This is a genomic window from Methylomonas methanica (genome assembly GCF_001644035.1).
In the GTDB taxonomy this organism is placed as follows: Bacteria; Pseudomonadota; Gammaproteobacteria; order Methylococcales; family Methylomonadaceae; genus Methylomonas; species Methylomonas methanica_A.
The window spans coordinates 1-22,092 of sequence record NZ_LUUG01000060.1; the positions used below are offsets into that span (position 1 = coordinate 1).

Genomic DNA, 22,092 nt, shown 5'->3' on the forward strand with positions numbered 1-22,092 from the left:
TGCCGCGCCGAGCACCGGAGCTTTTGGCGGGACAAATCGGCAGGATAGCCGATTTGCATGCGCAGCACCCGAAGGGCGAGGTACAGGGAGGTGCCGAGTGAATAGCCCGCAGGGGCGCCGCAGGGATGCGGCGCGTTGCCGAAGGGGCAGGAAGCCCCTTTCGGCAACCCCCGGCAAAAGCGAGGAGCGCAGGGCATAAGCGGCATCCGGGCCGCCTTTTCTTTGGATACTTTCTTTTGGCGGAGCAAAAGAAAGTATCTCGGCTGTCGGGCCGAAACCCGACTTCTAAACAAACTGTCGCGTTAGCGACATCAACTTAATTGACCTTAATCAACTCAACATCAAAAATCAACGCCGCATTAGGCCCAATATCCCGCCCAGCCCCACGCTCGCCATAAGCCAGGTTGGAAGGAATGAAGAACCGGTATTTAGCGCCTTCTTTCATCAATTGCACTCCTTCGGTCCAGCCGGGGATGACGTGGTTCAGTGGGAAAGTGGCGGGTGCTCCGCGGCCGTAGGAGCTATCGAATTCCTTGCCGTCGATGGTGGTGCCTTTGTAGTGTACGGTGACGTTGTCGCTGGCTTTGGGTTGCGCGCCGGTGCCTTCGGTGAAGACCAGATATTGCAGACCGCTGGCGGTGGTTACCACGCCGGCGGTTTTGGCGTTTTCGGCCAGAAATTTTTCCCCGGCAGCTTTATTTTCGGCGGGGGTTGGGGCATTGGCGTTGGCCAGTGAGAACATAGCAAATCCTGTAATAAATGCGATTAAAATTGCGATGACACGTTGTTTCGTGGATTTCATGAAAACTCCCGTTAGATGATTGGGGCGGCTAGTTTATCAGTTTTTTTGTTCCAGCTCCTGCCGGCAGCTTGCCAGTTGCGCGTCGTAACGCAAGGCGCGTTGGTGGACTTTTTGCGCGGTGTTCATCAGCCACTGCTTGGATAAATAACTGCTGCGTTGATAGCCGCCTAAGCCTTCGTGGTAGGTTAGATATAATTTGTTGGCGTCGGAGGTGGGGATACCCAGCTTGCGGTTGCTGGTCGCACAATACCAGGCCACAAAGTCGCAGCTGTCGGCGAAATCCTCTCTATCTGCCCAGCCGTTGCCGGCTTTCTGCTGATAGTCGGCCCAGGTTTCGTCCTTGGCTTGCGGATAACCGTAAGCGCTGCTGGCACGAAACCAGGGGATAAAGCCCAGAATCATCGGTCTTGGCGGTTGGGCGTCAGCGACGAAGCTGGATTCCTGGTTAATGATGGCCATCTGCACTGCGATGGGTACGCCCCAGCGCCGCGCGGAACTTAAGGTTGCTTGATACCAATCGTCTTTTTCCCGGAAAATTTGACAGATATTTTCCGGGTTTTTCGGCGGCATGGTTGTGCAGGCCGATAAAACCGCTAGACTTGCGAGACAAATTGTTCTGCTTTTCATATCCCAACGCATCAGATTGTAAAATGGGCTCGCGCTTAGAAGGCCCTGTAAATATAAGGATTATTATGCCAACGACCGAAAATCGCGCCTACCGCAAAAATCTGACTAGCCAGGGATTATTGTATCTGGGCTTTGAAGAGCACGAGATTTGGGTCGTGAATCTGTCGCTGTCCGGCTTGCTGGCGGTTTTAAAGGTCAATCCCCAGGTCAACGACATCAAAGACATTTTCAACGCTTTGCAAGTTTCGCCGATAGTCGATTTTTATCTGCCGGACATGCGCTTGGCCGGCGAGGCTGAAATGGCGCGCGCCGAAGCGACCGAAGACGGGTTTGAAATTGCCATCGAGTTTCGCAATCTGTCTTACGATACCGATAATTTACTCTACAGCCGCCGAGCCTATCGCAAAAATATGACCGCGCCCGGTCATATCGTTTTCAACGATACCGATTATGCGTTCAATACCGAAAATGTCTCGGTGGACGGCTTGATGATACGCATGTTGGGTAGAGTTGAGGTGCCGGACGGCACGGTGGCCAAATTCGACTACAAGCATTTGAATCTGGAGGGTGAGGTGAAAGTCGTTTGGATCGATCACGACGATATTTCCACGCTGATGGGTCTGCAATACATGCATATGCAACGCGATTACATCAAGGGTATTCCCAACTTTAGCCACCCGCCGCTGGAAGCTGGCTAAACTATTTCGCTTTCTAAAACGCGGTCGGCCTGGGATTCAAAACCGTTGCCGATTGCGCGCCGCCCAAAACCCGGTCGCCAATTGCTGAGCGTGTTCTTGGTCATCGGCTTTGCCCAGCAGCTTCAATGCAATCGCGGCAGTAGCGATCACGGTGGCTTCACCGAATTCGTCGTTAAACTCCCCACGCCAAAACTGCGCCAATAACTGCGGGTCCATATCTTCGGCTTTCATATGTCGGCGTTCGAACAAGGCCGGCCAGGTTTCATCGTTAAGTTCGCCGTCATTGACGCTTTGCACCAGGCATTCCACATCGGGATTACGCTCGGTTTCGCCGCCTTCGCCTTTTAACACCGCCATGTGTTTTTGATCCAGCAGCAACGCGGCTTTTTGATGCACCTGGCGGTAGCTGGGATGGAAGATGCCTTGAATGCTGGCTGTGGCGTCGAACGGATTCAACAATCTAACCAGGGTATGCACCGGCGAGCGCAGACCCATAATGGGCCGCAGATTGATCATGTCGTACAGTTTCGGGCAAATATATTCCAACGACAGATAGCTGAAATTGTCTTGCTGCAACTGCTGGCCCGCTTCGGTTATCGAGGTTGCGGCCTTAATCCCCAGAGCTTGCAGCGCATTCTCGGTATACAAACGGCCTTGGGTGTGACCGCCGGTGCCGTGCATGAATACTTTGATGCCGTTCTCGGCCAGCAGCAATGTGGATAATAAAAACCAGGGCAGATGGCGGCGTTTGCCGGCGTAAGACGACCAGTCCAGATCGACCGCTACTTTGGATTCGAAAGCAAAACTTTCCCTAGCGGCTTGCACGAAGCCGGCCAGCTCTTCGCAGGTTTCTTCCTTGACGCGCATCAGCATCAAAAACGCGCCGAGTTGAATCTGCTCGACTTGACCGTCGGCCAAGATCATTTGCATGGCCCGGTAGGCTTCGTCTTGGGTCAGTGGCCGGGCGCCTTTTTTGCCCTTGCCGAGTATCTTGATAAATTCCGCGAACGGATGTTCCTGGGTCAACAAGCTCATGAGAATGACAGTGGGAAATAATGATCGATCAGCAATGCCGCGAAAATCAGCATCAGATAAACAATGGAATAACCGAAGGTGCGCATCGCGGTTTTATTGTCTTTCTTACGCATCATTTGAATCGCGTAATAGATAAAACCCAAGCCCAAAACCACGGCCGCTAGTAAATAAATCAAGCCGCTCATGCCTGTCAGGTAGGGCAACAAAGTAGTGATTAGCAGCAGAATGGTATATAGCAAAATCTGCAAGCGGGTGAATTCGACACCATGCGTCACAGGTAGCATCGGGATGGAAACCTTGGCGTATTCCTCACGTTTGGCGATCGCCAAAGCCCAGAAATGCGGCGGCGTCCATACGAAGATAATCAAAAACAACAGCAACGCATGCGGATGCACTTCGCCGGTAATCGCCACCCAACCCAACACCGGTGGCGCCGCGCCGGCCGCACCGCCGATGACGATATTCTGCGGGGTCATTTTTTTAAGGTATACAGTATAAATTAGTGCATAGCCGATCAGCGACAAAAAGGTCAGGAAGGCGGTCAACACGTTGATCTTGATGGTCAGGATGGCCATCGCAACAAAGCCGAGCAAGCTGGCGAACACCAATACCTGGTGCGAGTTCAAATGCCCGGTGGGCAGTGGTCTATTCTTGGTGCGACCCATCTCCGCATCGGCTTTTTGATCGATGAAATGATTGATCGCCGCCGCCGAGGAGGCCGCTAGGGCGATGCCTATGCTGCCGTAGAAAAAGTTATCCAGCGGCGGCATGCCGGGTACGGCTAGCAGCATGCCGACAACGGCGGTAAACACGATCAATGCCACGACTCTGGGCTTACAGAGTTCTAAGTAGTCTTTCCAGGATAGCGCGGAGGTTGTGTCGGTCATCAAGTACCAAATGGATTTGCAGGTCTTTAAACATATAGAATAACAGTGAACCATTGATTATTAAAATAATCACAAGCGCTCACCATCTTTTAGTCAACGAGGGATTTATGAACTATAGGCTCGCGGCGTTAGCGCTGCTTTGCCCTGCTGTCGCGGCACATGCCGAGGCCGGCAAGGTACACGAACATGTTTTTAGCAACGGCTTGAAACTATTGGTAAAGGAGGATCATCGTTCGCCGGTGGTAGTATCGCAAGTTTGGTACAAGGTTGGCTCCAGTTACGAGCCCGGCGGCATCACCGGCATCTCGCACATGCTGGAGCACATGATGTTCAAAGGCACCGCAAAATATCCGGCCGGCGAGTTTTCCCGGATCATCGCCGAAAACGGCGGCAACGAGAACGCGTTCACCGGTCAGGATTACACCGCCTATTTCCAAACCCTGGAAAAGTCCCGTCTGGAAATCAGCTTTAAACTGGAAAGCGACCGGATGCGCAATCTGGATTTGAAAGCCGAGGAACTGAAAAAAGAACTGGAAGTGGTCACCGAAGAGCGGCGCATGCGCACCGACGATCAGCCGCGCGCCAAAGTGCACGAGCAATTCATGGCGACGGCATTCACCAACAGCCCCTACCAAAATCCGGTGATCGGCTGGCCGTCCGATATTGCCAACTACAAAGTCGAAGACCTACAAGCCTGGTATCAACAATGGTATGCGCCCAATAACGCCACGCTGGTGGTGGTGGGCGACGTCGATGCGCTGCAAGTCGAGAAACTCGCCGAGCAATATTTCGCGCCGCTACAACCCAGCGTGTTGAAACCGGTAAAACCGCAAGACGAAAGCGAGCAACGCGGCGTGCGCCGGATTACCGTAAAAGCCCCCGCCAAACTGCCGTATTTGATGATGGGCTATAAAGTGCCGGTTTTAAAAACCGCCAAGCCGGAATGGGAAGCTTACGCGCTGGAAGTATTGGCGGGTGTGCTGGACGGCGGCGATAGCGCCCGCTTGTCTTCGCGCCTGGTCAGGGGCAAACAAATCGCGGTATCGGCTGGTGCGGGTTATGATTTTACCTCGCGCTTACCCGAGATGTTCCTGCTGGAAGCGACCCCTGCCGAAGGCAAGACCGTGTTCGATCTGGAATACGCCTTGCTGGACGAAGTCTATCAATTGAAGAACGAACTGATAGCCAAGGACGAATTGCAACGCATCAAGGCACAAGTATTGGCTAGCGCGGTGTATCAAAAAGACTCCAACTTCTATCAAGCCATGCAGTTGGGCACGCTGGAAACCGTGGGTATCGGTTGGCAGAAAGCCGACGAGTACGTAGACAAGATCAACCAAGTCACCGCCGAACAGGTCAGGGAAGTGGCGCGGAAATATTTGATCGAGGATACGCTCACCGTCGCTTATCTCGACCCGCAGCCGATCACCCAAGCCGCCAAACCTGCAAAAGCCATAGGAGGCCATCATGCGTTTTAATTTAATCGGCTTGGCACTATTGCTGTTGAGCCAGACCGTCTGGTCCGCCGCCAAAATCGAAAACTGGCAAACTCCGCAAGGCAGTCGGGTTTATTACGTGCGCACCGCCGGCTTGCCGATGGTGGATGTGCGGGTGGTATTCGATGCCGGTAGTGCTCGCGACGAAGCGCAATTCGGCGTCGCCGCACTGACCTCGGCATTGCTGGATAGCGGGGCCGGCGAGTTGAGTGCCGACGACATCGCTCAGCGCTTCGAATCGGTAGGCGCCAATTATTCGGCCGGCGTCAGCGAAGACATGGCTTGGTTGGCAGTGCGGACGCTGACAGAAAAAGCCTTGTTCGATAAAGCCCTGGCGACTTTCGAAACCGTGTTGAGCAAGCCGGCCTTCAATCAAGCGGACTTTGAGCGGGAAAAAGCCCGTACCCTGGCCGGTTTGAAACACCGGGAAGAATCGCCGGGCGAACTGGCCGGTATTGCCTTCAACAAAGCGCTGTATGGCGATCATCCTTATGCACATCCGGAATCCGGTGTGGTGGAAACAGTAGCCGGTTTTAGCGCTGACGATCTGAAAAGCTTTTATCAAAAATACTATGTCGCGGCCAACGCGATGGTGGTCATCGTCGGCGACGTCAGTCGCGAACAAGCCGAGCAAACTGCTAACCAGTTGCTGAGCAAGTTGCCGGTCGGCAGCAAGCCCGCCGAAATCCCGGCGGTGACGATGCCCGGCAAGGCCAGCAAACAGCACATCGAGTTTCCGTCTACCCAAACTCACGTGTTAGTCGGTTTACCCGGCACCTATCGCAAGGACCCGGACTATTTTGCGCTGTATGTGGGTAACCACATCTTGGGCGGCGGCAGTATGGTTTCCAGGCTGTTTGAAGAAGTACGGGAGAAGCGCGGTTTGGCTTACGGCGCTTACAGCGTGTTCGCGCCGATGTACCGGCAAGGACCGTTCATGATGAGTTTGCAAACCCGCAACGATCAGACCGAGCAGGCTTTGGACGTCTTGCTGAAGACTTTCAACGAGTTTCTGGATAAAGGTCCGAACGATAAGGAACTGACCGCAGCCAAGCAAAATATTACCGGCGGCTTTGCGATGCGTTTCGATACCAACAGCAAGCTCACAGACTATGTGGCGATGATCGGCTTTTATCAACAGCCGCTGGATTATCTGGAGACTTTTCAGAGTAATGTCGAAGCCATCAGCATCGAGCAAATCAAGGATGCGTTCAAACGCCGGGTAAAACCGGAGTTGTTGCAAACCGTGACGGTGGGTGCGGGTAAATAAAGTGTCTAACCAAATCCGCATCATCGGTGGTGAATGGCGCAGCCGGCAAATCGTATTCGACGACGCGCCGGGTTTGCGGCCGACGCCGTCGCGGGTGCGGGAAACCTTGTTCAATTGGCTGCAATCCGACATCCTGAATAGCCGCTGCCTGGATCTTTACGCCGGCAGTGGCGCCTTGGGCCTCGAAGCGGCATCCCGAGGTGCCAAGCAAGTGGTGCAAGTGGAAAATAATCCTGCCAGCTGCCAAAAGCTGCGCGAGAACGTCGCCAAATTGGCGGCAACGCAGATTAAGGTGGTGCAGCAAGATGTCGGTCAGTTTTTAAACGGACCGGCGCAACCGTTCGACTTGGTTTTCCTGGATCCGCCGTTCGGACAGGATTTGATCGGTCAGGCCTGCCAACTGCTGGATAGCAAGGGTTGGCTGGCCAATTACGCCAAAATCTATCTGGAATGCGAGCGTGATCGACCGCTGGACAATTTACCAGCCGATTGGCGCTTGCTGAAAGCCAAGACGGCCGGCGAAGTCAGCTATAACTTGCTGCAAAAGCAATCGGATACTTTTGCCGCGGCGAATGGTTTAAAATAAGCCGCTTTTGCCTGTTTCTAAAGCCGATGAACATTACCGCGATTTATCCCGGCACCTTCGATCCCATCACCAACGGTCATCTGGATCTGATCCACCGCGCCTCCCGGCTTTACCAACATGTCATCGTTGCCGTTGCAGTCAGCCGAGGTAAAAAGCCGCTATTTTCTCTGGAAGAACGCGTGGCCTTGATTCAGGAAGTGGTCACCGAATTCAGCAATGTCAGCGTGATTGGTTTCGACATATTGCTGGTCGAATGCGCCAAGCAACATCAAGCCAGCGTGATCATCCGCGGCTTGCGCGCGGTGTCGGACTTTGAATACGAATTTCAGTTGGCCGGTATGAATCGCCGCCTGTCACCCAATATTGAAACGGTATTTCTGACCCCGGCCGAACAATACGAATTCATCTCGTCCAGCATGATCCGCGAAATCGCCCAACTGAACGGGGACGTGTCCAGCTTTGTGCCGGATGTGGTCAAACAACGCTTAACCGAAAAATTTTCCGAGGAGTAATCATGGCGCTCATTATTAGCGACGACTGTATCAATTGCGATGTCTGCGAACCGGAGTGCCCGAACGGCGCCATTTCGCAAGGCGAAGACATTTACGTGATCAACCCGTCCCTATGCACAGAATGCATAGGCCACCACGACAAACCGCAGTGCATGGAAGTTTGTCCGGTGGATTGTATCGATAAGGATCCGGATGTGGTCGAGGATAAGGACAGCCTGTATCAGAAGTATTTGAAATTGACGAGTTAGCACCCGGAATTGGCTGTTGCCCCGTCCGGTCAAGTTAACTGGCTAGCGCGGGCAATAAGTGCACCCTCTAAACGCAGGAGATCGATATGCTTAAAACGGTTGGCTATGCTGCCTACAACCCGCAAACACCGCTACGCTCTTTTCATTTCGAGCGCCGGCAGCCCGGCCCCGAGGATGTGCGTATCGAAATTCTCTATTGCGGCGTTTGCCATAGCGATTTACATCAGGTGCGCAACGAATGGCGCGGGACCACGTTTCCGATAGTGCCGGGGCACGAAATTGTCGGCAGAGTCGTGGAAATCGGCTCACAAGTCACCAATTTCAAGCTGGGTGATTTGGCTGGGGTGGGCTGCATGGTCGATTCTTGCGGTGTTTGTCCCGATTGTCAGGATCATCAGGAGCAGTTTTGCGACCAGACAATATTTACCTACAACAGCCCGGACAAACATACCGGCAAAATGACTTATGGCGGCTACTCCAATCAGATCGTGGTCGATCAGGGTTTTGTATTGCATGTTTCCGATAAACTGGAGCTATCAGCGGTAGCTCCCTTGCTATGCGCCGGTATCACCACCTATTCGCCGTTGCGGCACTGGAAAATCGGCAAAGGCCACAAAGTTGGCATCGTTGGGTTGGGCGGGTTGGGTCACATGGGGCTAAAATTCGCGCATGCTTTTGGCGCGGAAGTCGTACTGTTTACCACTTCGCCAGGCAAGGAAGCCGATGCCAAGCGCTTGGGGGCTAGCGAGGTGGTGATTTCCAAACATGCCGACGAAATGGAGAAGCATTTAAACAGCTTCGATTTCATTTTAAATACCGTCGCCGCGCAACACGATCTGGATCAATATCTTAGTCTGTTGAAGCGCGACGGCACGATGTGTCTGGTCGGCGTACCGTCCGAGCCGCACCCGTCACCGAATGTCGGCAACCTGATATTCCGTCGCCGCGCACTGGCGGGATCGCTGATCGGCGGCATTCGCGAAACCCAGGAAATGCTGGATTTCTGCGCCGAGCACAACATCGTTTCCGACATTGAGTTGATTCCGATGGCCGGTATCAATGACGCCTATCAACGCATGTTGAAAAGCGACGTGAAATACCGCTTTGTGATCGATATGGCAACTTTGCCGGTCTAAACACCCATCAAAATGGCCTATCCCCCGGTTCTTAAATAGCGCAGCTCCCGCTTTCACGGGGAATTTAGGGCCGGGTTAATAATTCCCGCAGGCAGGGGCGCTGAGAGCTCTTGTAATTTCGATTGTTCAGGTTTTGGTTGACCAACATCCCTAGCAAAGCATTTGACCTATAATCTCCATCTCATTTCTGATGGCGTGTTGGACAGAGAACGCATGCGTTTGAGCTTTTACCGATATATTTTTCTGACAGCAAGTATGGTCGTGGCCGGTTGGGCAGCCCTGCGCTTGGCTATACCGCCGGGCTATGCCAGTCCGATCTGGCCGCCGGCAGGGATTGCGCTGGCTGCGGTGCTGCTCTGGGGTAAGAAGATCTGGCCGGGAATATGGTGCGGATCGTTCCTGACAAATCTGTTGTATGGATACGATTTAAGCGGCTATTTGACGCCGTCGACGGTTTTCGTGGCTATGGGGATTGCGGTCGGCAGCACTTTGCAAGCATTGGCCGGCGCTTGGCTGTCGCAACGCTTTCTGGGGTCTGGCGTACCGCGTCTGGATAACGGCAAAAACATTTTCCGCTATGTGTTACTAGTCGGGCCTTTGAGTTGCTTGATCGCCGCCTCCGTCGGGGTAAGCACTCTAGTTGGCTTCGATGTTTTAACCAATGCCAATATTTCGGTGGCTTGGTGGAATTGGTGGATAGGCGATTGTCTGGGAACCATCATCATATCGCCTTTGGTTTTTTGCTTGTTTGCCGAGCCAAGAGTGCTTTGGCGCCCCAGATTACTGGGTGTGGCCATGCCTATGGTGGCGATGTTGGCCGGACTCATCGTGACTTTCGTACTGGTTTTGCGTGCGGAAGACAGCCGGCTACAACTGCAATTCGACAGCAATGCCAGTGCAGTCCATAAAGCCTTGGCGGAGAACTTTTCCGCAGTGCTGAAAGCGTCTTTTTCACTCAATAGCTTTTTTCAAGCGGCCAGCCCGATTGATCGGGATAAATTCAGTGTTTTTGCTAATAGCGTGCTGACACAGAATGCGCATATTCGAGCGCTGAGCTGGGTATCACAGATCCCGAGCGAACAGCGGGCGTCTTACGAACAGTCGTTCCGCGACCAAGGATATAAAGATTTTACGATCAAGGAGCTTGGCGCGGATCGGCAGTTTATCAAGGCTCAAGAGCGTGCAGAGTATTTCCCGGTCACCTATATCGAGCCTTCATCCACTAATATGCCTGCGTTGGGCTTTGACTTGAGTTCGGAGCCCGTTCGCAGAGAAGCTCTAACCGAAGCCAGGGCCAGTCAATCGGTCAGCGTCACCCGACCCATTCAACTGGTGCAAGACGGTCAAGCTAATCAAGCCGTATTGCTGATGATGCCTGTCTACCTCGCTAACTCCACAAGCTCGGAGCCGGCGTTTAGCGGGTTTTTGTCAACAGTGGTGCGAATTGATTCCTTAGTGAATGCGGCCATGCAAGGTTTAAATCTTGACGGTATGAACGTGGCGCTACTCTATTACGATGCGGAAAACCACGCCACGCTGTTACACGGCGCGCTGAAAGCGCTGACGAGCGGTATAAGAGAGTCCAGGCAATCCATCCGCTTCGGCAATCGTATGCTGGAAATTATTGTCCAGCCGGAGGCTATGTTCGTATCGACGCATGCCTCCTGGCTACCGTGGATGGTATTACTGGGCGGATTGCTGTTTACCATGCTGTTGAGCGTGTATTTGTTATCCGCCACCGGCAGGGCGGCGATGGTGGCGGCACTGGTCGATCAGCGTACCGCCCAACTCGATGCGGCAAACTCAAGTTTAAAGAATGCGTATATTCGATTGGCGGAGAAAGGCCAAAAGCTTCGGGACTTGTACGAACTATCGCCGTTAGGTATCGCTTTGCTGGACGTGCACGGCAAATTCGTTGAATTCAATCATGCGTTCCAGCGGATGACGGGGTACACGGAGGAAGAACTCAAACAGCTCGATTATCTGTGCTTATCCGCCGATAAAGAGCAAGATTTGGACGAGCAATTAAATTGGTTAGCGAGAACTGGGCAGTATGGCTCCGACGAAGCCACGTTTATCCATAAAAAAGGGCGGTCGGTGTCATTGCAACTGAGCGGTACCAAAGTCGCCGGCACCGGAGGTCAAGATTATATTTGGTTCATTACCGAGGACGTCACGCAAGCCAAAGCCAATAAGGAAGTCCTGCGACAAAGTGAGTTGAAGTATCGGAAGCTGTTCAATAGTTCGCATGATGCGGTGATGATGGCCGACAGCAGCGGATTTCTGGATTGTAATCAGGCCACCTTGGATTTATTCGGCTACGATGCCGTTTCCGAGTTTTGCCGCTTGCACCCAGGTATGGTTTCCCCGCCAAATCAGGCAAACGGTAGGGATTCGGTAGAGTTGGCCAACGAATATATGGCCACTGCGATAAAAAACGGTCATTTGGAGTTCGAGTGGCTGCACCGGCGTGCCGACGGCAGGATTTTCCCGGCGCGGGTGACGCTGGCGAGGGTCAGCTTGGACGGTCATTTGGTATTACAAAGCGTGGTTCGCGATCTTAGCGAGCAGAAGCGGGTGGAACAGGCTCTGATCGAAGCCAAAGAAGCCGCCGAGACCATGGCGGTGTTCAAATCGGAGTTCCTGGCAAACATGTCGCACGAAATCCGCACGCCGATGAACGCGGTGATTGGCTTGTCGCAGCTGGCGTTGAATAAGCCGGTATCGGACGAGGTAAGGGATTATCTGCAAAAAATCCACGGCAGTTCGGTAAGTTTGCTCGGCATACTCAACGATATTCTCGACTTCTCCAAAATGGAGGCCGGTAAACTGGGTATCGAACAGGTCGAATTCAACCTGAATAATGTGTTGGACAACCTGCATAGTTTGTTTGCCTTGTACGCAGCGGAAAAACGTCTGGACTTCAATATAGAGGTCGAGCCCGGCGTACCCTTAAGTTTGGTGGGCGATGCACTGCGTTTGCAACAGATTCTCTCCAATCTGCTGGGCAATGCGCTCAAGTTCACCGAGCACGGTAGTGTCGCTTTGCGGGTGGCTTTGCTGGATTCAAACGATGCTCAAGCCAGACTACGATTTAGCGTTTTGGATACCGGTATCGGCATCCCCGAGGCGGATCTGCCCAAATTGTTTCAGTCCTTCAGTCAGCTGGATGCGTCCATCACTCGCCGTTTTGGAGGCACCGGGCTGGGCTTGAGCATCAGCCAAAAACTGTTGCAATTAATGGGCAGTGATTTTCATGTCGAAAGCAATCCGGGGCTGGGTTCGAATTTTAGTTTTGAGTTATTGCTGGGCGTTGCCGCGCAGCAAGCCGGTTTGCCGGCGGCACAGCCAAATTCTGAAACCCAAGCCGGCGGTTTGGCGAAAACACTGAGCCAGCGCGGTGGCGCATTGCGCGGTACACGCATCCTGATTGCCGAAGATCATGTCATCAACCAGAAGGTATTGCAGGAGTTTCTGGAGCTATGCGGGGTAAGCGTCGATCTTGCCGGCAACGGCAGTGAGGCCTTGGCCTTGCTCGACGCGCATAGTTACGATGCCGTATTGATGGATATTCATATGCCGGTATTGAGCGGTCTGGCTGCCGCCGAACAAATACGCCGGAACCCTGTTTATAAAGAACTGCCCATTATCGCGCTAACTGCCGGCGTGACGCAGGAAGAGCGGGACAAATGCCGGGCCAGCGGCATAAACGAGTTTGTGGTCAAGCCGATTAAACCGATCGAACTGATCGACGTTTTGTGTAAGCAGATAGGGCGAGACTCTGTTGCTGTTTCGGCAAGTGACGTGCTGCAAAGCGAGCGCGGCATTTTGTCGACTGGCTTAATGGACTTGCCCGGTTTTGATTTCAGCAATACGCTGGATATGTTGGATGGTGATGAAGCTTGTTTGACCGAGTTACTCAATAGTTTTCGAAACAGCACCGCAACCACGCTGACGGAGCTTGATGGTCTGCTGGAGAACCGGGATTTTCAGGCGGCGCGGGACACGCTGCACGGTTTGAAAGGCGTCGCCGCCAACTTGGGGGCAAGCCAGGTGGAAAGCGCCGCGACGAAATTTTGTATTTTGCTAAAACAGGACAGTTTAAATCAGGCCGACTACGGCGAGTTTAAACGGGTCGTCACTGAAACGCTAACTGCGCTGGAGTCGCTGGGATAGTGGCTCGATACTTTTTCCTGATTAATGCGAATCTACAGCTTGCGCCCAAAAGATCATCAGAGCCGCGTTAATTTATCGGTGTAAAATCCCGCGCCATATTGCCTTTAGTTCAACCAGCCAAGGAGAACGCACAATGAATGATCTGGTGTTTTTTACCAATCCGCAGTCGCGTGGGCGCATCGTCCACTGGATGCTGGAAGAACTAGGCGAGCCTTATGAAACGGTCTGGCTGGAATTTGGCGCCGCGATGAAAAGTGCCGACTATCTCGCTGTTAACCCGCTGGGCAAAGTGCCGGCGTTGAAACACGGCACTGCGTTGGTCACGGAAACCGCAGCGATTTGCGCATATTTAGCTGATCGTTATCCAGAGAAAAATCTGCTTCCGGCCGCAAACCATCCCGCGCGCGCCGATTATTTCCGTTGGCTGTTTTTCGCGGCCGGTCCGTTGGAGCAGGCCGTTACCGCCAAGGCGCTGGGTTGGCAAGTACCCGAGGGCAAGAACGGCTTTGTCGGCTTTGGCAGTTACGATGCAGCAATCGATGCCGTCGAAAAAGCACTAGTCCCTGGTCCTTATATTTGCGGCGAGCAATTTACCGCGGCGGATGTATATGTGGGCTCGCAGTTGGGTTGGGGCATGATGTTTGGCACCATCGACAAGCGCCCGCTGTTCGAGGACTATGTGGCGCGAATCTATGCGCGTCCGGCTGCCCTACAAGCCATTCGCCTAAACGAAGCGTATTTACAACAGCGCCAAGCCTGATCAATTTTCAAATTGCCTAAAACCAGACTGCATCCATCCATGACAGCGCTGCGCACTGATGCCCCCATTGGCGTATTCGATTCCGGTGTCGGCGGTCTGTCCGTGCTGCGGGCAATTCGCGCGGAATTGCCCCTGGAAGACTTGCTCTATGTGGCTGACTCCGGCTATGCGCCCTACGGCGACCGGGATGCGGATTTTATTGCGGATAGGGCGACAACGATTACCGAGCTGCTGCTCTATGCCGGCGTGAAGGCCATCGTGGTGGCGTGCAATACCGCGACGGTGGTCGCGATTGAAAAGCTGCGTGCTTGGTGTCCGGTGCCGGTGGTGGCGATGGAGCCGGCCATCAAACCGGCCGCGCAAACCACTAAATCCGGGGTGGTCGGCGTGCTGGCCACCAGCCGCACTCTAGCCAGCCCAAGTGTGGCCCGGCTGTGCGCGGCCTACGGTAAGGACATTGAAATACTGTTACAACCTTGTCCCGGTCTGGTCGAACAAGTTGAAAAGGCGCAATTGCACAGCGAGGCCACGCGCGAACTTTTGGTGCGCTATCTAGCGCCTTTGCTGCGGGCTGGCGCCGATACCATCGTGCTGGGCTGCACGCATTACCCGTTTCTGGCGTCGCTGATTCGCGAAATCGTCGGGCCGGACCTTATGATAATCGACCCGGCTACAGCGGTGGCAAAAGAGCTGGCGCGGCGTCTGAACGGCAATCTTATGTCTGTTTCCGGTGAGCGGGCCGCAGAGGTCAGCTTTTTTTCCAGCACAGCGATCGAAGAGGCAAGCTTGATTATATCGGCACTCTGGGGTTGCCGCGTGTTTGTTCAGGGGGCCAGCCAGCTCGGCCATCGCGTCCAGAGCCCTGGGCTAATATCCACCGGATTTTATTAACCAGGTCCTTAAATTCCCTGTGGTGGTCATTCCCGAGAAAGCGGGAGCCGTTAGACCGCGCAGCGAATCCATTGTAGCAACTGGGCTCCCGCTTTCGCGGGAGTGACGATATTTAAGGGCCGGGTTAATAACATACCGAGCTTGACGGTTAGCGCGTTAGGCTCGGCGCACGGATTTCTACTTCCGGGACACCATGAACGATAAACATACTCCAATCGCTCTGTCGGCCTCAGACGTGACGCCACGGACCACATCACTCTATCCGGAACCGTTTGCCTCGCGCATGGCGGGGCGAGAAAAGCGCCGCCTCGGCGAGGTATTCGATCTGACAAACTTCGGTGTCAACCTAACCAAGCTGGCGCCCGGCGCCAGTTCGGCTTTACGCCACACGCATTCGCTGCAAGACGAGTTTATTTACATACTGCAAGGCCACCCGATACTGGTGACGGACGCTGGCGAAACCCCGCTTGCGCCGGGAATGTGCGCGGGATTTAAAGCCGGTACCGGCAATGCGCATCAGTTGCTGAATCGCTCAAATGAAGAGGTGCAATACCTGGAAATTGGCGATAGAAGCCTTGGAGATGCGGCGTTTTACCCGGACGATGACTTGCAAGCACTGCTGGTTGACGGGAGTTGGCGATTCACCCACAAAGACGGCGAGCCATACTAAATATAGGACCGAAACGAGAGTCTATGCCATACGTACTAATCATCCATGAGGTCGCTGCATACCCGGCCTGGAAGCAGATTTTCGATCAGGCGGCCGAGATTAGAAAACGCGCTGGAGAAATCAGCTACCAGTTGCTGCGTTACGATGACGATGCCAATAACATCGTCCACTTTTCTACTTGGACCTCGCTGGATCATGCCCGATGCTTTTTCGAGTCTGCGGAGTTGGTGGAAATCAGAAAACAGGCCGGCGTAAAAGCACCGAAATTTATCTATTTGCAAGAGATAGAGCGGGGCGTGCTTTAATCGCGGCATTGCTCAACGCTGCCGGCACAACCGTTGCTGGTGCTTATTTGCTTCCGCTAGTGAGCTGCTTCAGCACGCTCCGATACCTTTCATGGGTGCGATAGCTATTTGCTTCCCTAATCTATCTTATCGGCCTCTTGGTAGAGGCTTAATCATCCTGCGTTACACAAAAGTACTTCTGATACATGCGGTATCTAAGCCGCTCCTTCACAAGCGATGAGCAGAAAATGTTCATGCAGACGGCTATACACAATCAGTTTCCCCCGCCTTTAATTCCCTTTGACCATCGATTCCGCGCAGGCGGTAGCCCAGTTGCCAGCATAGATTTACTGCTCGGTCTTACGGCTTCCGTTTAAGCGGATGGAACCCGATTTAAGGGCCAAATTGATAAATCAGTGTTTTCGCTCAGGGTGTGCGGGATATGCCGTAAAAGCCATAACAAACCTGCGGTTAAATCGGCACAAAAATAGTGGTCACTAATTTGTAATCAATAGCTTACAAGGCGATCAGGCGGGTGGCACGGATTTTGATGTCTTTAAATTAGAGAATTCCAATATTCTCAAAGACGACTATGTGGCCTGTGCAGACAAAAGCGACTGTCGTCAATCGCCAACCCCGTTGCGAAGCGGGTTCGGAAAGTTACGGAGCTTGCGACAAAGCAAGCTGGCCGAGCTGCTCCCAGGTGATAGGGGGCTGCGGCATATGCCGCATATCACAGACATCCTTAATTATTTTCAATGGAACACTTTATGACAAGACATTTTCAATTGACAGCCATCGCCGTTTTGCTGGGCGTAAGCGGTATCGCACAAGCGGCATTAACTGTGACCAGCGGACCAGTCAGTTTTAGCGGCTCCGCGTCGGTCACGGCAACCGGGGGACAGGTAGCTTCCGCAACCAATTCCAACAACGGCGCGACTATCGCCAATGTCGCGCTTGGTCAGTTTGACGCAGCGAACGGCGTACTTACCGGCGTTGATATACAACTTACATCCAATCGCACCCAGACCATCAACGGCTCGGGTAACAAGAATAATGGTCCAGGTAGAACCGTTAACGGCAGCGGCACCAGCAATGCCTTGATGTCCGCAGCAGGCGTGAGCGCGGCTTTCGCCCCCAATTTGACTCAAGCCGGCTCCGGTTGTGCCTTAGCGCACGGTCCAACCGGTCCAGTCAATTGCGGTTGGGGGCCGAATACCGCAGCCGCTGCCACAACGGATACGACGGTTGGTGCAGACGACCAAAATCTTAACGATTATGTAGGTGGCGGCTCTGTCAATGCTTCATTGAGCTTACCCACCTTATCCGCCGCCACAACCATGTCATCGACCGCTGGGCAGCCAGGCAGCGGTTCATCCGCTACCTACAAAGTAGATTGGGCGGGTTCATTGCAAGCCAACTACAGCTATTTGCTGCATTCGCTAGCTTCTTTCGACGGCAGTTCGACCAACAATACGCTAACCCTGGACTTTGGCACGGTCGCGCAAAACACTGGTCCTACTCTGAGTTTTAGCTTGTTCAATCTCGCCGATGCCGACCGGATCGGTCTGGACCTGGATAGCGTCAGCGGCAGCGGCGATACTGGCGCCTTGACCACAAATCTGACTGCGTTTAACGATCTGGCACAGGGTTCAAGTCTGGCATTCGTAGCCAATTTGCTGACTTCGACCACTGGCGTCTTCAGCGCTCAGTATCTAATCAATCTGTCCGATGCCGATTTCGGTGCCAGCAGCACCAGACAAAACCACCAGTTGACTCTAAATCTGGTTGGCAATGTGGTGGGTAACGTGACGGCCGTTCCTGTACCTGGTGCGGTCTGGTTGTTCGGCAGCGCGTTACTGGGCGTGCTTGGAATGAATCGTCGTAAACAAACCGCTTAATTCATCAAGGCATCTCAACTCGTTGGCTAAGGTCAACGAGTTTCCCAAAAGGACAGTTTATGAACGCAATCAATTCTAAAAATATACGACTCTTGGCTCTGTTGTTAGGTACATTTTCAGCGGCATGCGCGGATGCCGCGACTGTGACGCTGCTGGACGAAAATTTCGATGACGGCAGCAACACTTCGATACAGAGCTTATTGTCATCCAATCCGACAGCACTGCCGGCCGGCACCCTCTGGTCGTCAACGGCAACGGCCAATTCCGTCAATCTGCGTTTGGGTACCGACTCAATCAACACTTACAACACGGGCAATCCGTTACAACGCTTTGCGTTGATCGCAGGCAGCAACTTCTTCCTGCCGGCGACTTCGGCCAACAAATTTCTGGTGATGGGTGACGACAGCGGCCAATTGGCCGGATCGCCAACCTCGGGCACCTTTGGCTTTGCTACGCCATTTAGTCTGGTCAGCGGCACCACCGACATCACGATCAGTTTCGATTGGGTGTTCAGCGCTTTCCTATTCGGCAGTGCAACTCCCGATACAGATCAGTTCAAGGTGGGCATCTCCGGAAGCGGATTTAACATCAACTCGCCGCTTGCCACTACGGCTAGTGTCATTGATCAATCTATTTTTAGCTATGGCAAAACTTACGGGCCCGACAGTGTGACCTTGGCGGTTGCCAGTCTCGGTGCGGCGGATGTCAACGGCAATTATTGGTTGAGTTTTGGCCTATTCGAGAATGCCAGCTCGGTGACCAACGGCGCCGTCGGCATAGACAACATCAAGATCACTGCCAATGTGGCTCCAGTGCCATTGCCCGCCGCCACTTGGTCATTCCTGACCGGCTTTATGGGTTTGCTGGCACTGGGTAAACGTAAACGCTCCGCCTTGTAAGCTGATTTGAAAGAGGCTTTTCAACAGATTGTGCAAGGATGCTGCGGGCAAATTTGACGCGAGATAATTCATGAAAACTATAAAAACCATCATGCTGTTACTGGCGGCGGTGTTCCCGCTGCCATCGGCAATGGCCGCCAATTTGCTCGGCAACGGCGGCTTCGAAAGTCCGGGGACAGTGACGACCTATAAGTTCCTCAGTAACAACGACACTACCAGCGTCACCGGCTGGACGGCGATAGACGACGCCATTGGCGAAAGGCCGTATCTGATGTACAAGAATCGGGCCGGCGGCAACTATACCAACCGGGTGTTTGAAGGCTTGTATGCCTTGGCGATCAACCAGGGTTCCGGCATCAAAACCACATTTCCGGTCACGGCCGGCGTAACCTACACCTTGTCGTTCCAGGCTCGCAAAGGTACAACGGCCGGATACACGCCGCTGGAAGTGTCGGTGGCCGGTTTCAATACCACCTTCGCCAGCGTGAGCGGCAGTTTCCAGCTGTTGACGTATACCTTTACTGCCAGCACCACAAATCCTGCGGCGGAACTGCGGTTTTTCAATAGTGCGCCGACGCCCGATTACAAGACCTACGACATCGATGCGGTGGTAGTGGAAGAAGGAACCGGACCGACCACGCCACCTAATCCCTTCGTCGGCCTACCTGCCGATGCGGGCGATCCGGCATTTATCACCAGCCATTTCTCCGGCTCGCAGAATTGCGCGATGTGCCACAACGGTATAGTCGACAATCAAAGTAAAGACGTTTCCATCGTCACCGATTGGTCGTCAACGATGATGGCCAATTCGTCAAGAGATCCGTTCTGGCGTGCCAAGGTGCGCAGCGAGATGTCTCGCCACCCTGAACTGCAAACTGTCATCAATGATAAATGCAGCAAATGCCATGCGCCGATGGCTAACACTCAAGCTAAAAAAGACGGTAGCAGCGCCAGCCAAACCATTTTTGACGGCGGGATTCTCGACGTCGGCCACGCTAAACACGATGCGGCGATGGACGGTGTGAGTTGTACCTTGTGTCATCAGATTCCGGCTACGCCGGCCCTTGGCACCCTGGCGACCATGTCCGGCAATTACGCCATCAACGATAGCAAAACCATCTACGGACCTTATGGCGGTCCCGGGGATACCGCGCTATTCACGATGCCGATGATAATGCATACCGGCTATACGCCTACCTATGGCGCGCAGATCAAGGAGTCCAAGTTATGCGCATCCTGCCACAACCTGAAGACACCTTACGTTGATCAAAACGGCACTATCTTGAGCACCACGCCGGAAAGCGAATTCCCCGAGCAAACGCCATACATGGAGTGGGAACAAAGCAGCTATGTCGGTCAAAAAAGTTGCCAAGGCTGCCATATGAGCCGTACCGATGGCGTGAAAATTTCGACCATGGGTATGTCCGGTTTACGCAACAATTTTGCGATTCACGATCTGGTGGGCGCCAATAAGTTGATGCTGGATATTCTCAGCAACAATAAAAACCAATTGGGCGTGTTATCCAATAATTTCGCCGAAACCTTGAGCAAAACCGACGCGATGTTGAAAAGTGCGGCCACGGTGACGGTTGCCGAGCAGCGCTCAACCCCTAATGCGCTGGACTTTACCTTGCAGATTAACAGCACTACCGGACACAAGCTGCCAACCAGCTATCCGTCGCGGCGAGCTGTCGTGCATGTCGTGGTGACCAATGCGCAGAATCAAATCGTTTGGGAGTCCGGAAAGGTCAGGGCCGACGGCAGTATTGTCGGGGTTGATGCCGACGAAAACGGCGCGAGCTTTGAGCCGCATTACGATCAAATCTCTGCTGAAGATCAGGTGCAAGTCTACGAAGCCATCATGGGCAACGACCAAGGCGAAGTGACCTACACCTTGCTACGCGGTAAGGAATATCTGAAAGATAACCGCATTCTGCCGCCTGGTTTTAATAAAGCCAGTGCGCCAGCCGATGTGCGCGTCGCCGGCTCCGCAGCGACCGACAGCAACTTTATCGGCGGTAGTGATCAGATCAGTTATCAAATCGGTGGCCTGCCGGTGGGTAATTATACGGTTAAGGCCGAGCTGGTTTATCAAACCCTGTCGCATGCCTATGCCGAGGATTTGTTCAGCGACACGGCCACGCCGGAAGTCGTGGACTTTAAAACCATGTTCGATGCCTCCTCGCAAAAGTCCAGCGTGATAGCCAGTGCCGAGTTCGCCGGTGCGGTCACTGCGCCGCCAGCGCCGGATTCCGACGGCGACGGCGTGGCCGACAATCTGGATAACTGCAAACTGGTCGCCAACGTCAATCAGCGCAATACCGACGGCGACAGTTTCGGCAATATCTGCGATCCGGACTTCAATCAGAACAACGTAGTCGATCCAGCCGATTTGTCCAGGCTGAAATCCAAGCTCGGCACGGTGTCGGCAAATGAAGACTTAAACGGTAATGGGGTCGTCGATCCCGCCGACTTGAGTTTGTTGAAAACCTATTTGGGTAAAGCACCCGGACCAACCGGTATCGCGCCCTAAGTTTCGCGGCGGGGGTGTTTAAAGCCCCCCGCCGCGAGCACGGTCAACCTTGTTTACTTTTAATTGAATGGAGCATTACATGAAACATCCTGTTTTATTTATCGGCGCGCTAGCCACGACACTACTATCAGCCGCGCCGGTTTCGGCGACCGTTATCGCCACTAGCGTCGTAAAATTCAGTCACGGTGAGAGTATCAACGTTTCAGCCGGCGATACCTTTACCGTGGACCTAATCGGTGAAAACTTTCTGAATGGTCCGGACGGCGCAGCATTTTCCTTGTCTTGGAATCCTGGTGTATTGAGTTATGTGGGTACTGCAATCGCCAATTCGCCCTGGGATAGTAGCTTTATTAGCGACGGCAACGCCGGCGCCGGTGTCATCGATTACGTTTTTCTGGGTAAGAGTGTAGGAAATGCCGGTACTAATTTTGCCTTGGCGTCTTTCACTTTTAGCGTGTTGGGTAACCAAGGCGAATCCAGTGCACTGAGTTTGAGCATTGATCCCTTCAATTCTGGCTTCGTCAGCCCGGGTGCGTTGCCTATCAATACCAGCTTCATCGGCAGTCAAGTTCAGGTTGTGCCAGTTCCGGCCGCCGTCTGGATGTTTGCTACCGGCTTGGCTGGGCTGATGGGCTCCAGAGGTCTGCGCAAGAAACACGGTTTAACCGTATAAATCTATTT

At 53.5% G+C, this 22,092-nt stretch carries 20 protein-coding genes and 1 riboswitch; of the genes, 16 read left to right on the forward strand and 4 right to left on the reverse strand.

Annotation, left to right across the window (positions count from 1 at the left end):
• Nucleotides 1-316: 316 nt before the first annotated feature.
• Entirely contained in the window at nt 317-802 is a 486-nt protein-coding gene (locus A1332_RS08590; protein WP_064008091.1) for an FKBP-type peptidyl-prolyl cis-trans isomerase, read from the reverse strand.
• A gap of 36 nt (nt 803-838) precedes the next feature.
• Nucleotides 839-1,429, reverse strand: coding sequence for a hypothetical protein (locus tag A1332_RS08595; protein WP_082879610.1), 591 nt, complete (start codon nt 1,427-1,429; stop codon nt 839-841).
• Between the two features lie 65 nt (nt 1,430-1,494).
• Between A1332_RS08595 and A1332_RS08600 the strand changes: the two genes are divergently transcribed.
• Nucleotides 1,495-2,127 carry a PilZ domain-containing protein gene (locus tag A1332_RS08600; protein ID WP_064008180.1) on the forward strand — a complete coding sequence of 211 codons (633 nt, stop codon included), beginning with the start codon at nt 1,495-1,497 and terminating at the stop codon, nt 2,125-2,127.
• Between the two features lie 36 nt (nt 2,128-2,163).
• On the opposite strand, the gene A1332_RS08605 is transcribed toward A1332_RS08600, so the two are convergent.
• Together A1332_RS08605 and cyoE are read right to left on the reverse strand one after the other, a co-directional pair.
• On the reverse strand, nt 2,164-3,162 hold the full coding sequence (locus tag A1332_RS08605; protein ID WP_064008093.1) for a glycosyl transferase family protein: 999 nt from the start codon (nt 3,160-3,162) through the stop codon (nt 2,164-2,166).
• On the reverse strand, nt 3,159-4,049 hold the full coding sequence (gene cyoE / locus A1332_RS08610) for a heme o synthase (protein WP_064008094.1): 891 nt from the start codon (nt 4,047-4,049) through the stop codon (nt 3,159-3,161). The genes A1332_RS08605 and cyoE overlap by 4 nt, the downstream gene beginning before the upstream one ends.
• A gap of 107 nt (nt 4,050-4,156) precedes the next feature.
• Between cyoE and A1332_RS08615 the strand changes: the two genes are divergently transcribed.
• The 15 genes from A1332_RS08615 (at nt 4,157) to A1332_RS08685 (ending at nt 22,084) form a co-directional block, all read left to right on the forward strand.
• Nucleotides 4,157-5,527 carry a M16 family metallopeptidase gene (locus A1332_RS08615; RefSeq protein ID WP_064008095.1) on the forward strand — a complete coding sequence of 457 codons (1,371 nt, stop codon included), beginning with the start codon at nt 4,157-4,159 and terminating at the stop codon, nt 5,525-5,527.
• Entirely contained in the window at nt 5,517-6,815 is a 1,299-nt protein-coding gene (locus A1332_RS08620; RefSeq protein ID WP_064008096.1) for a M16 family metallopeptidase, read from the forward strand. Before A1332_RS08615 ends, A1332_RS08620 begins: the two co-directional genes overlap by 11 nt.
• A gap of 1 nt (nt 6,816) precedes the next feature.
• Nucleotides 6,817-7,401 carry a 16S rRNA (guanine(966)-N(2))-methyltransferase RsmD gene (rsmD, locus tag A1332_RS08625; protein ID WP_064008097.1) on the forward strand — a complete coding sequence of 195 codons (585 nt, stop codon included), beginning with the start codon at nt 6,817-6,819 and terminating at the stop codon, nt 7,399-7,401.
• Between the two features lie 26 nt (nt 7,402-7,427).
• A complete protein-coding gene (coaD, locus tag A1332_RS08630; protein WP_064008098.1) occupies nt 7,428-7,913 on the forward strand; it encodes a pantetheine-phosphate adenylyltransferase in 486 nt (161 codons plus the stop codon).
• A gap of 2 nt (nt 7,914-7,915) precedes the next feature.
• On the forward strand, nt 7,916-8,161 hold the full coding sequence (locus tag A1332_RS08635; protein WP_020484474.1) for a YfhL family 4Fe-4S dicluster ferredoxin: 246 nt from the start codon (nt 7,916-7,918) through the stop codon (nt 8,159-8,161).
• 86 nt (nt 8,162-8,247) lie between these two features.
• Complete coding sequence (locus A1332_RS08640; protein WP_064008099.1) at nt 8,248-9,297, forward strand: NAD(P)-dependent alcohol dehydrogenase; 1,050 nt, start codon at nt 8,248-8,250, stop codon at nt 9,295-9,297.
• 162 nt (nt 9,298-9,459) lie between these two features.
• Nucleotides 9,460-13,473, forward strand: a complete 4,014-nt coding sequence (locus tag A1332_RS08645) for a CHASE domain-containing protein (RefSeq protein ID WP_157203973.1) — start codon at nt 9,460-9,462, stop codon at nt 13,471-13,473.
• A 133-nt stretch (nt 13,474-13,606) separates the two neighbouring features.
• Nucleotides 13,607-14,233, forward strand: a complete 627-nt coding sequence (locus A1332_RS08650) for a glutathione S-transferase family protein (RefSeq protein ID WP_064008101.1) — start codon at nt 13,607-13,609, stop codon at nt 14,231-14,233.
• A gap of 39 nt (nt 14,234-14,272) precedes the next feature.
• A complete protein-coding gene (gene murI, locus A1332_RS08655; protein WP_064008102.1) occupies nt 14,273-15,124 on the forward strand; it encodes a glutamate racemase in 852 nt (283 codons plus the stop codon).
• Nucleotides 15,125-15,317: 193 nt separating this feature from the next.
• A complete protein-coding gene (locus A1332_RS08660; protein ID WP_064008103.1) occupies nt 15,318-15,794 on the forward strand; it encodes a cupin domain-containing protein in 477 nt (158 codons plus the stop codon).
• A gap of 23 nt (nt 15,795-15,817) precedes the next feature.
• Entirely contained in the window at nt 15,818-16,099 is a 282-nt protein-coding gene (locus tag A1332_RS08665; protein WP_064008104.1) for an antibiotic biosynthesis monooxygenase, read from the forward strand.
• 598 nt (nt 16,100-16,697) lie between these two features.
• Nucleotides 16,698-16,779: riboswitch (cyclic di-GMP riboswitch) on the forward strand.
• A 69-nt stretch (nt 16,780-16,848) separates the two neighbouring features.
• Nucleotides 16,849-17,979, forward strand: coding sequence for a choice-of-anchor E domain-containing protein (locus A1332_RS08670; RefSeq protein ID WP_197491423.1), 1,131 nt, complete (start codon nt 16,849-16,851; stop codon nt 17,977-17,979).
• Between the two features lie 59 nt (nt 17,980-18,038).
• On the forward strand, nt 18,039-18,878 hold the full coding sequence (locus A1332_RS08675) for a hypothetical protein (RefSeq protein ID WP_064008106.1): 840 nt from the start codon (nt 18,039-18,041) through the stop codon (nt 18,876-18,878).
• 70 nt (nt 18,879-18,948) lie between these two features.
• Entirely contained in the window at nt 18,949-21,411 is a 2,463-nt protein-coding gene (locus A1332_RS08680; RefSeq protein ID WP_064008107.1) for a dockerin type I domain-containing protein, read from the forward strand.
• Nucleotides 21,412-21,490: 79 nt separating this feature from the next.
• Nucleotides 21,491-22,084, forward strand: a complete 594-nt coding sequence (locus A1332_RS08685; protein ID WP_064008108.1) for a cohesin domain-containing protein — start codon at nt 21,491-21,493, stop codon at nt 22,082-22,084.
• Nucleotides 22,085-22,092: the final 8 nt, after the last annotated feature.

Excerpts from the sequence above, each read along its gene's own strand:
- A1332_RS08590 (WP_064008091.1), bottom strand. The coding sequence starts at position 802 with ATGAAATCCACGAAACAACGTGTCATCGCAATTTTAATCGCATTTATT.
- A1332_RS08595 (WP_082879610.1), bottom strand. The coding sequence starts at position 1,429 with ATGAAAAGCAGAACAATTTGTCTCGCAAGTCTAGCGGTTTTATCGGCC.
- A1332_RS08600 (WP_064008180.1), top strand. The coding sequence starts at position 1,495 with ATGCCAACGACCGAAAATCGCGCCTACCGCAAAAATCTGACTAGCCAG.
- A1332_RS08605 (WP_064008093.1), bottom strand. The coding sequence starts at position 3,162 with ATGAGCTTGTTGACCCAGGAACATCCGTTCGCGGAATTTATCAAGATA.
- cyoE (WP_064008094.1), bottom strand. The coding sequence starts at position 4,049 with ATGACCGACACAACCTCCGCGCTATCCTGGAAAGACTACTTAGAACTC.
- A1332_RS08615 (WP_064008095.1), top strand. The coding sequence starts at position 4,157 with ATGAACTATAGGCTCGCGGCGTTAGCGCTGCTTTGCCCTGCTGTCGCG.
- A1332_RS08620 (WP_064008096.1), top strand. The coding sequence starts at position 5,517 with ATGCGTTTTAATTTAATCGGCTTGGCACTATTGCTGTTGAGCCAGACC.
- coaD (WP_064008098.1), top strand. The coding sequence starts at position 7,428 with ATGAACATTACCGCGATTTATCCCGGCACCTTCGATCCCATCACCAAC.
- A1332_RS08635 (WP_020484474.1), top strand. The coding sequence starts at position 7,916 with ATGGCGCTCATTATTAGCGACGACTGTATCAATTGCGATGTCTGCGAA.
- A1332_RS08640 (WP_064008099.1), top strand. The coding sequence starts at position 8,248 with ATGCTTAAAACGGTTGGCTATGCTGCCTACAACCCGCAAACACCGCTA.
- A1332_RS08650 (WP_064008101.1), top strand. The coding sequence starts at position 13,607 with ATGAATGATCTGGTGTTTTTTACCAATCCGCAGTCGCGTGGGCGCATC.
- murI (WP_064008102.1), top strand. The coding sequence starts at position 14,273 with ATGACAGCGCTGCGCACTGATGCCCCCATTGGCGTATTCGATTCCGGT.
- A1332_RS08660 (WP_064008103.1), top strand. The coding sequence starts at position 15,318 with ATGAACGATAAACATACTCCAATCGCTCTGTCGGCCTCAGACGTGACG.
- A1332_RS08665 (WP_064008104.1), top strand. The coding sequence starts at position 15,818 with ATGCCATACGTACTAATCATCCATGAGGTCGCTGCATACCCGGCCTGG.
- A1332_RS08670 (WP_197491423.1), top strand. The coding sequence starts at position 16,849 with ATGACAAGACATTTTCAATTGACAGCCATCGCCGTTTTGCTGGGCGTA.
- A1332_RS08675 (WP_064008106.1), top strand. The coding sequence starts at position 18,039 with ATGAACGCAATCAATTCTAAAAATATACGACTCTTGGCTCTGTTGTTA.
- A1332_RS08680 (WP_064008107.1), top strand. The coding sequence starts at position 18,949 with ATGAAAACTATAAAAACCATCATGCTGTTACTGGCGGCGGTGTTCCCG.
- A1332_RS08685 (WP_064008108.1), top strand. The coding sequence starts at position 21,491 with ATGAAACATCCTGTTTTATTTATCGGCGCGCTAGCCACGACACTACTA.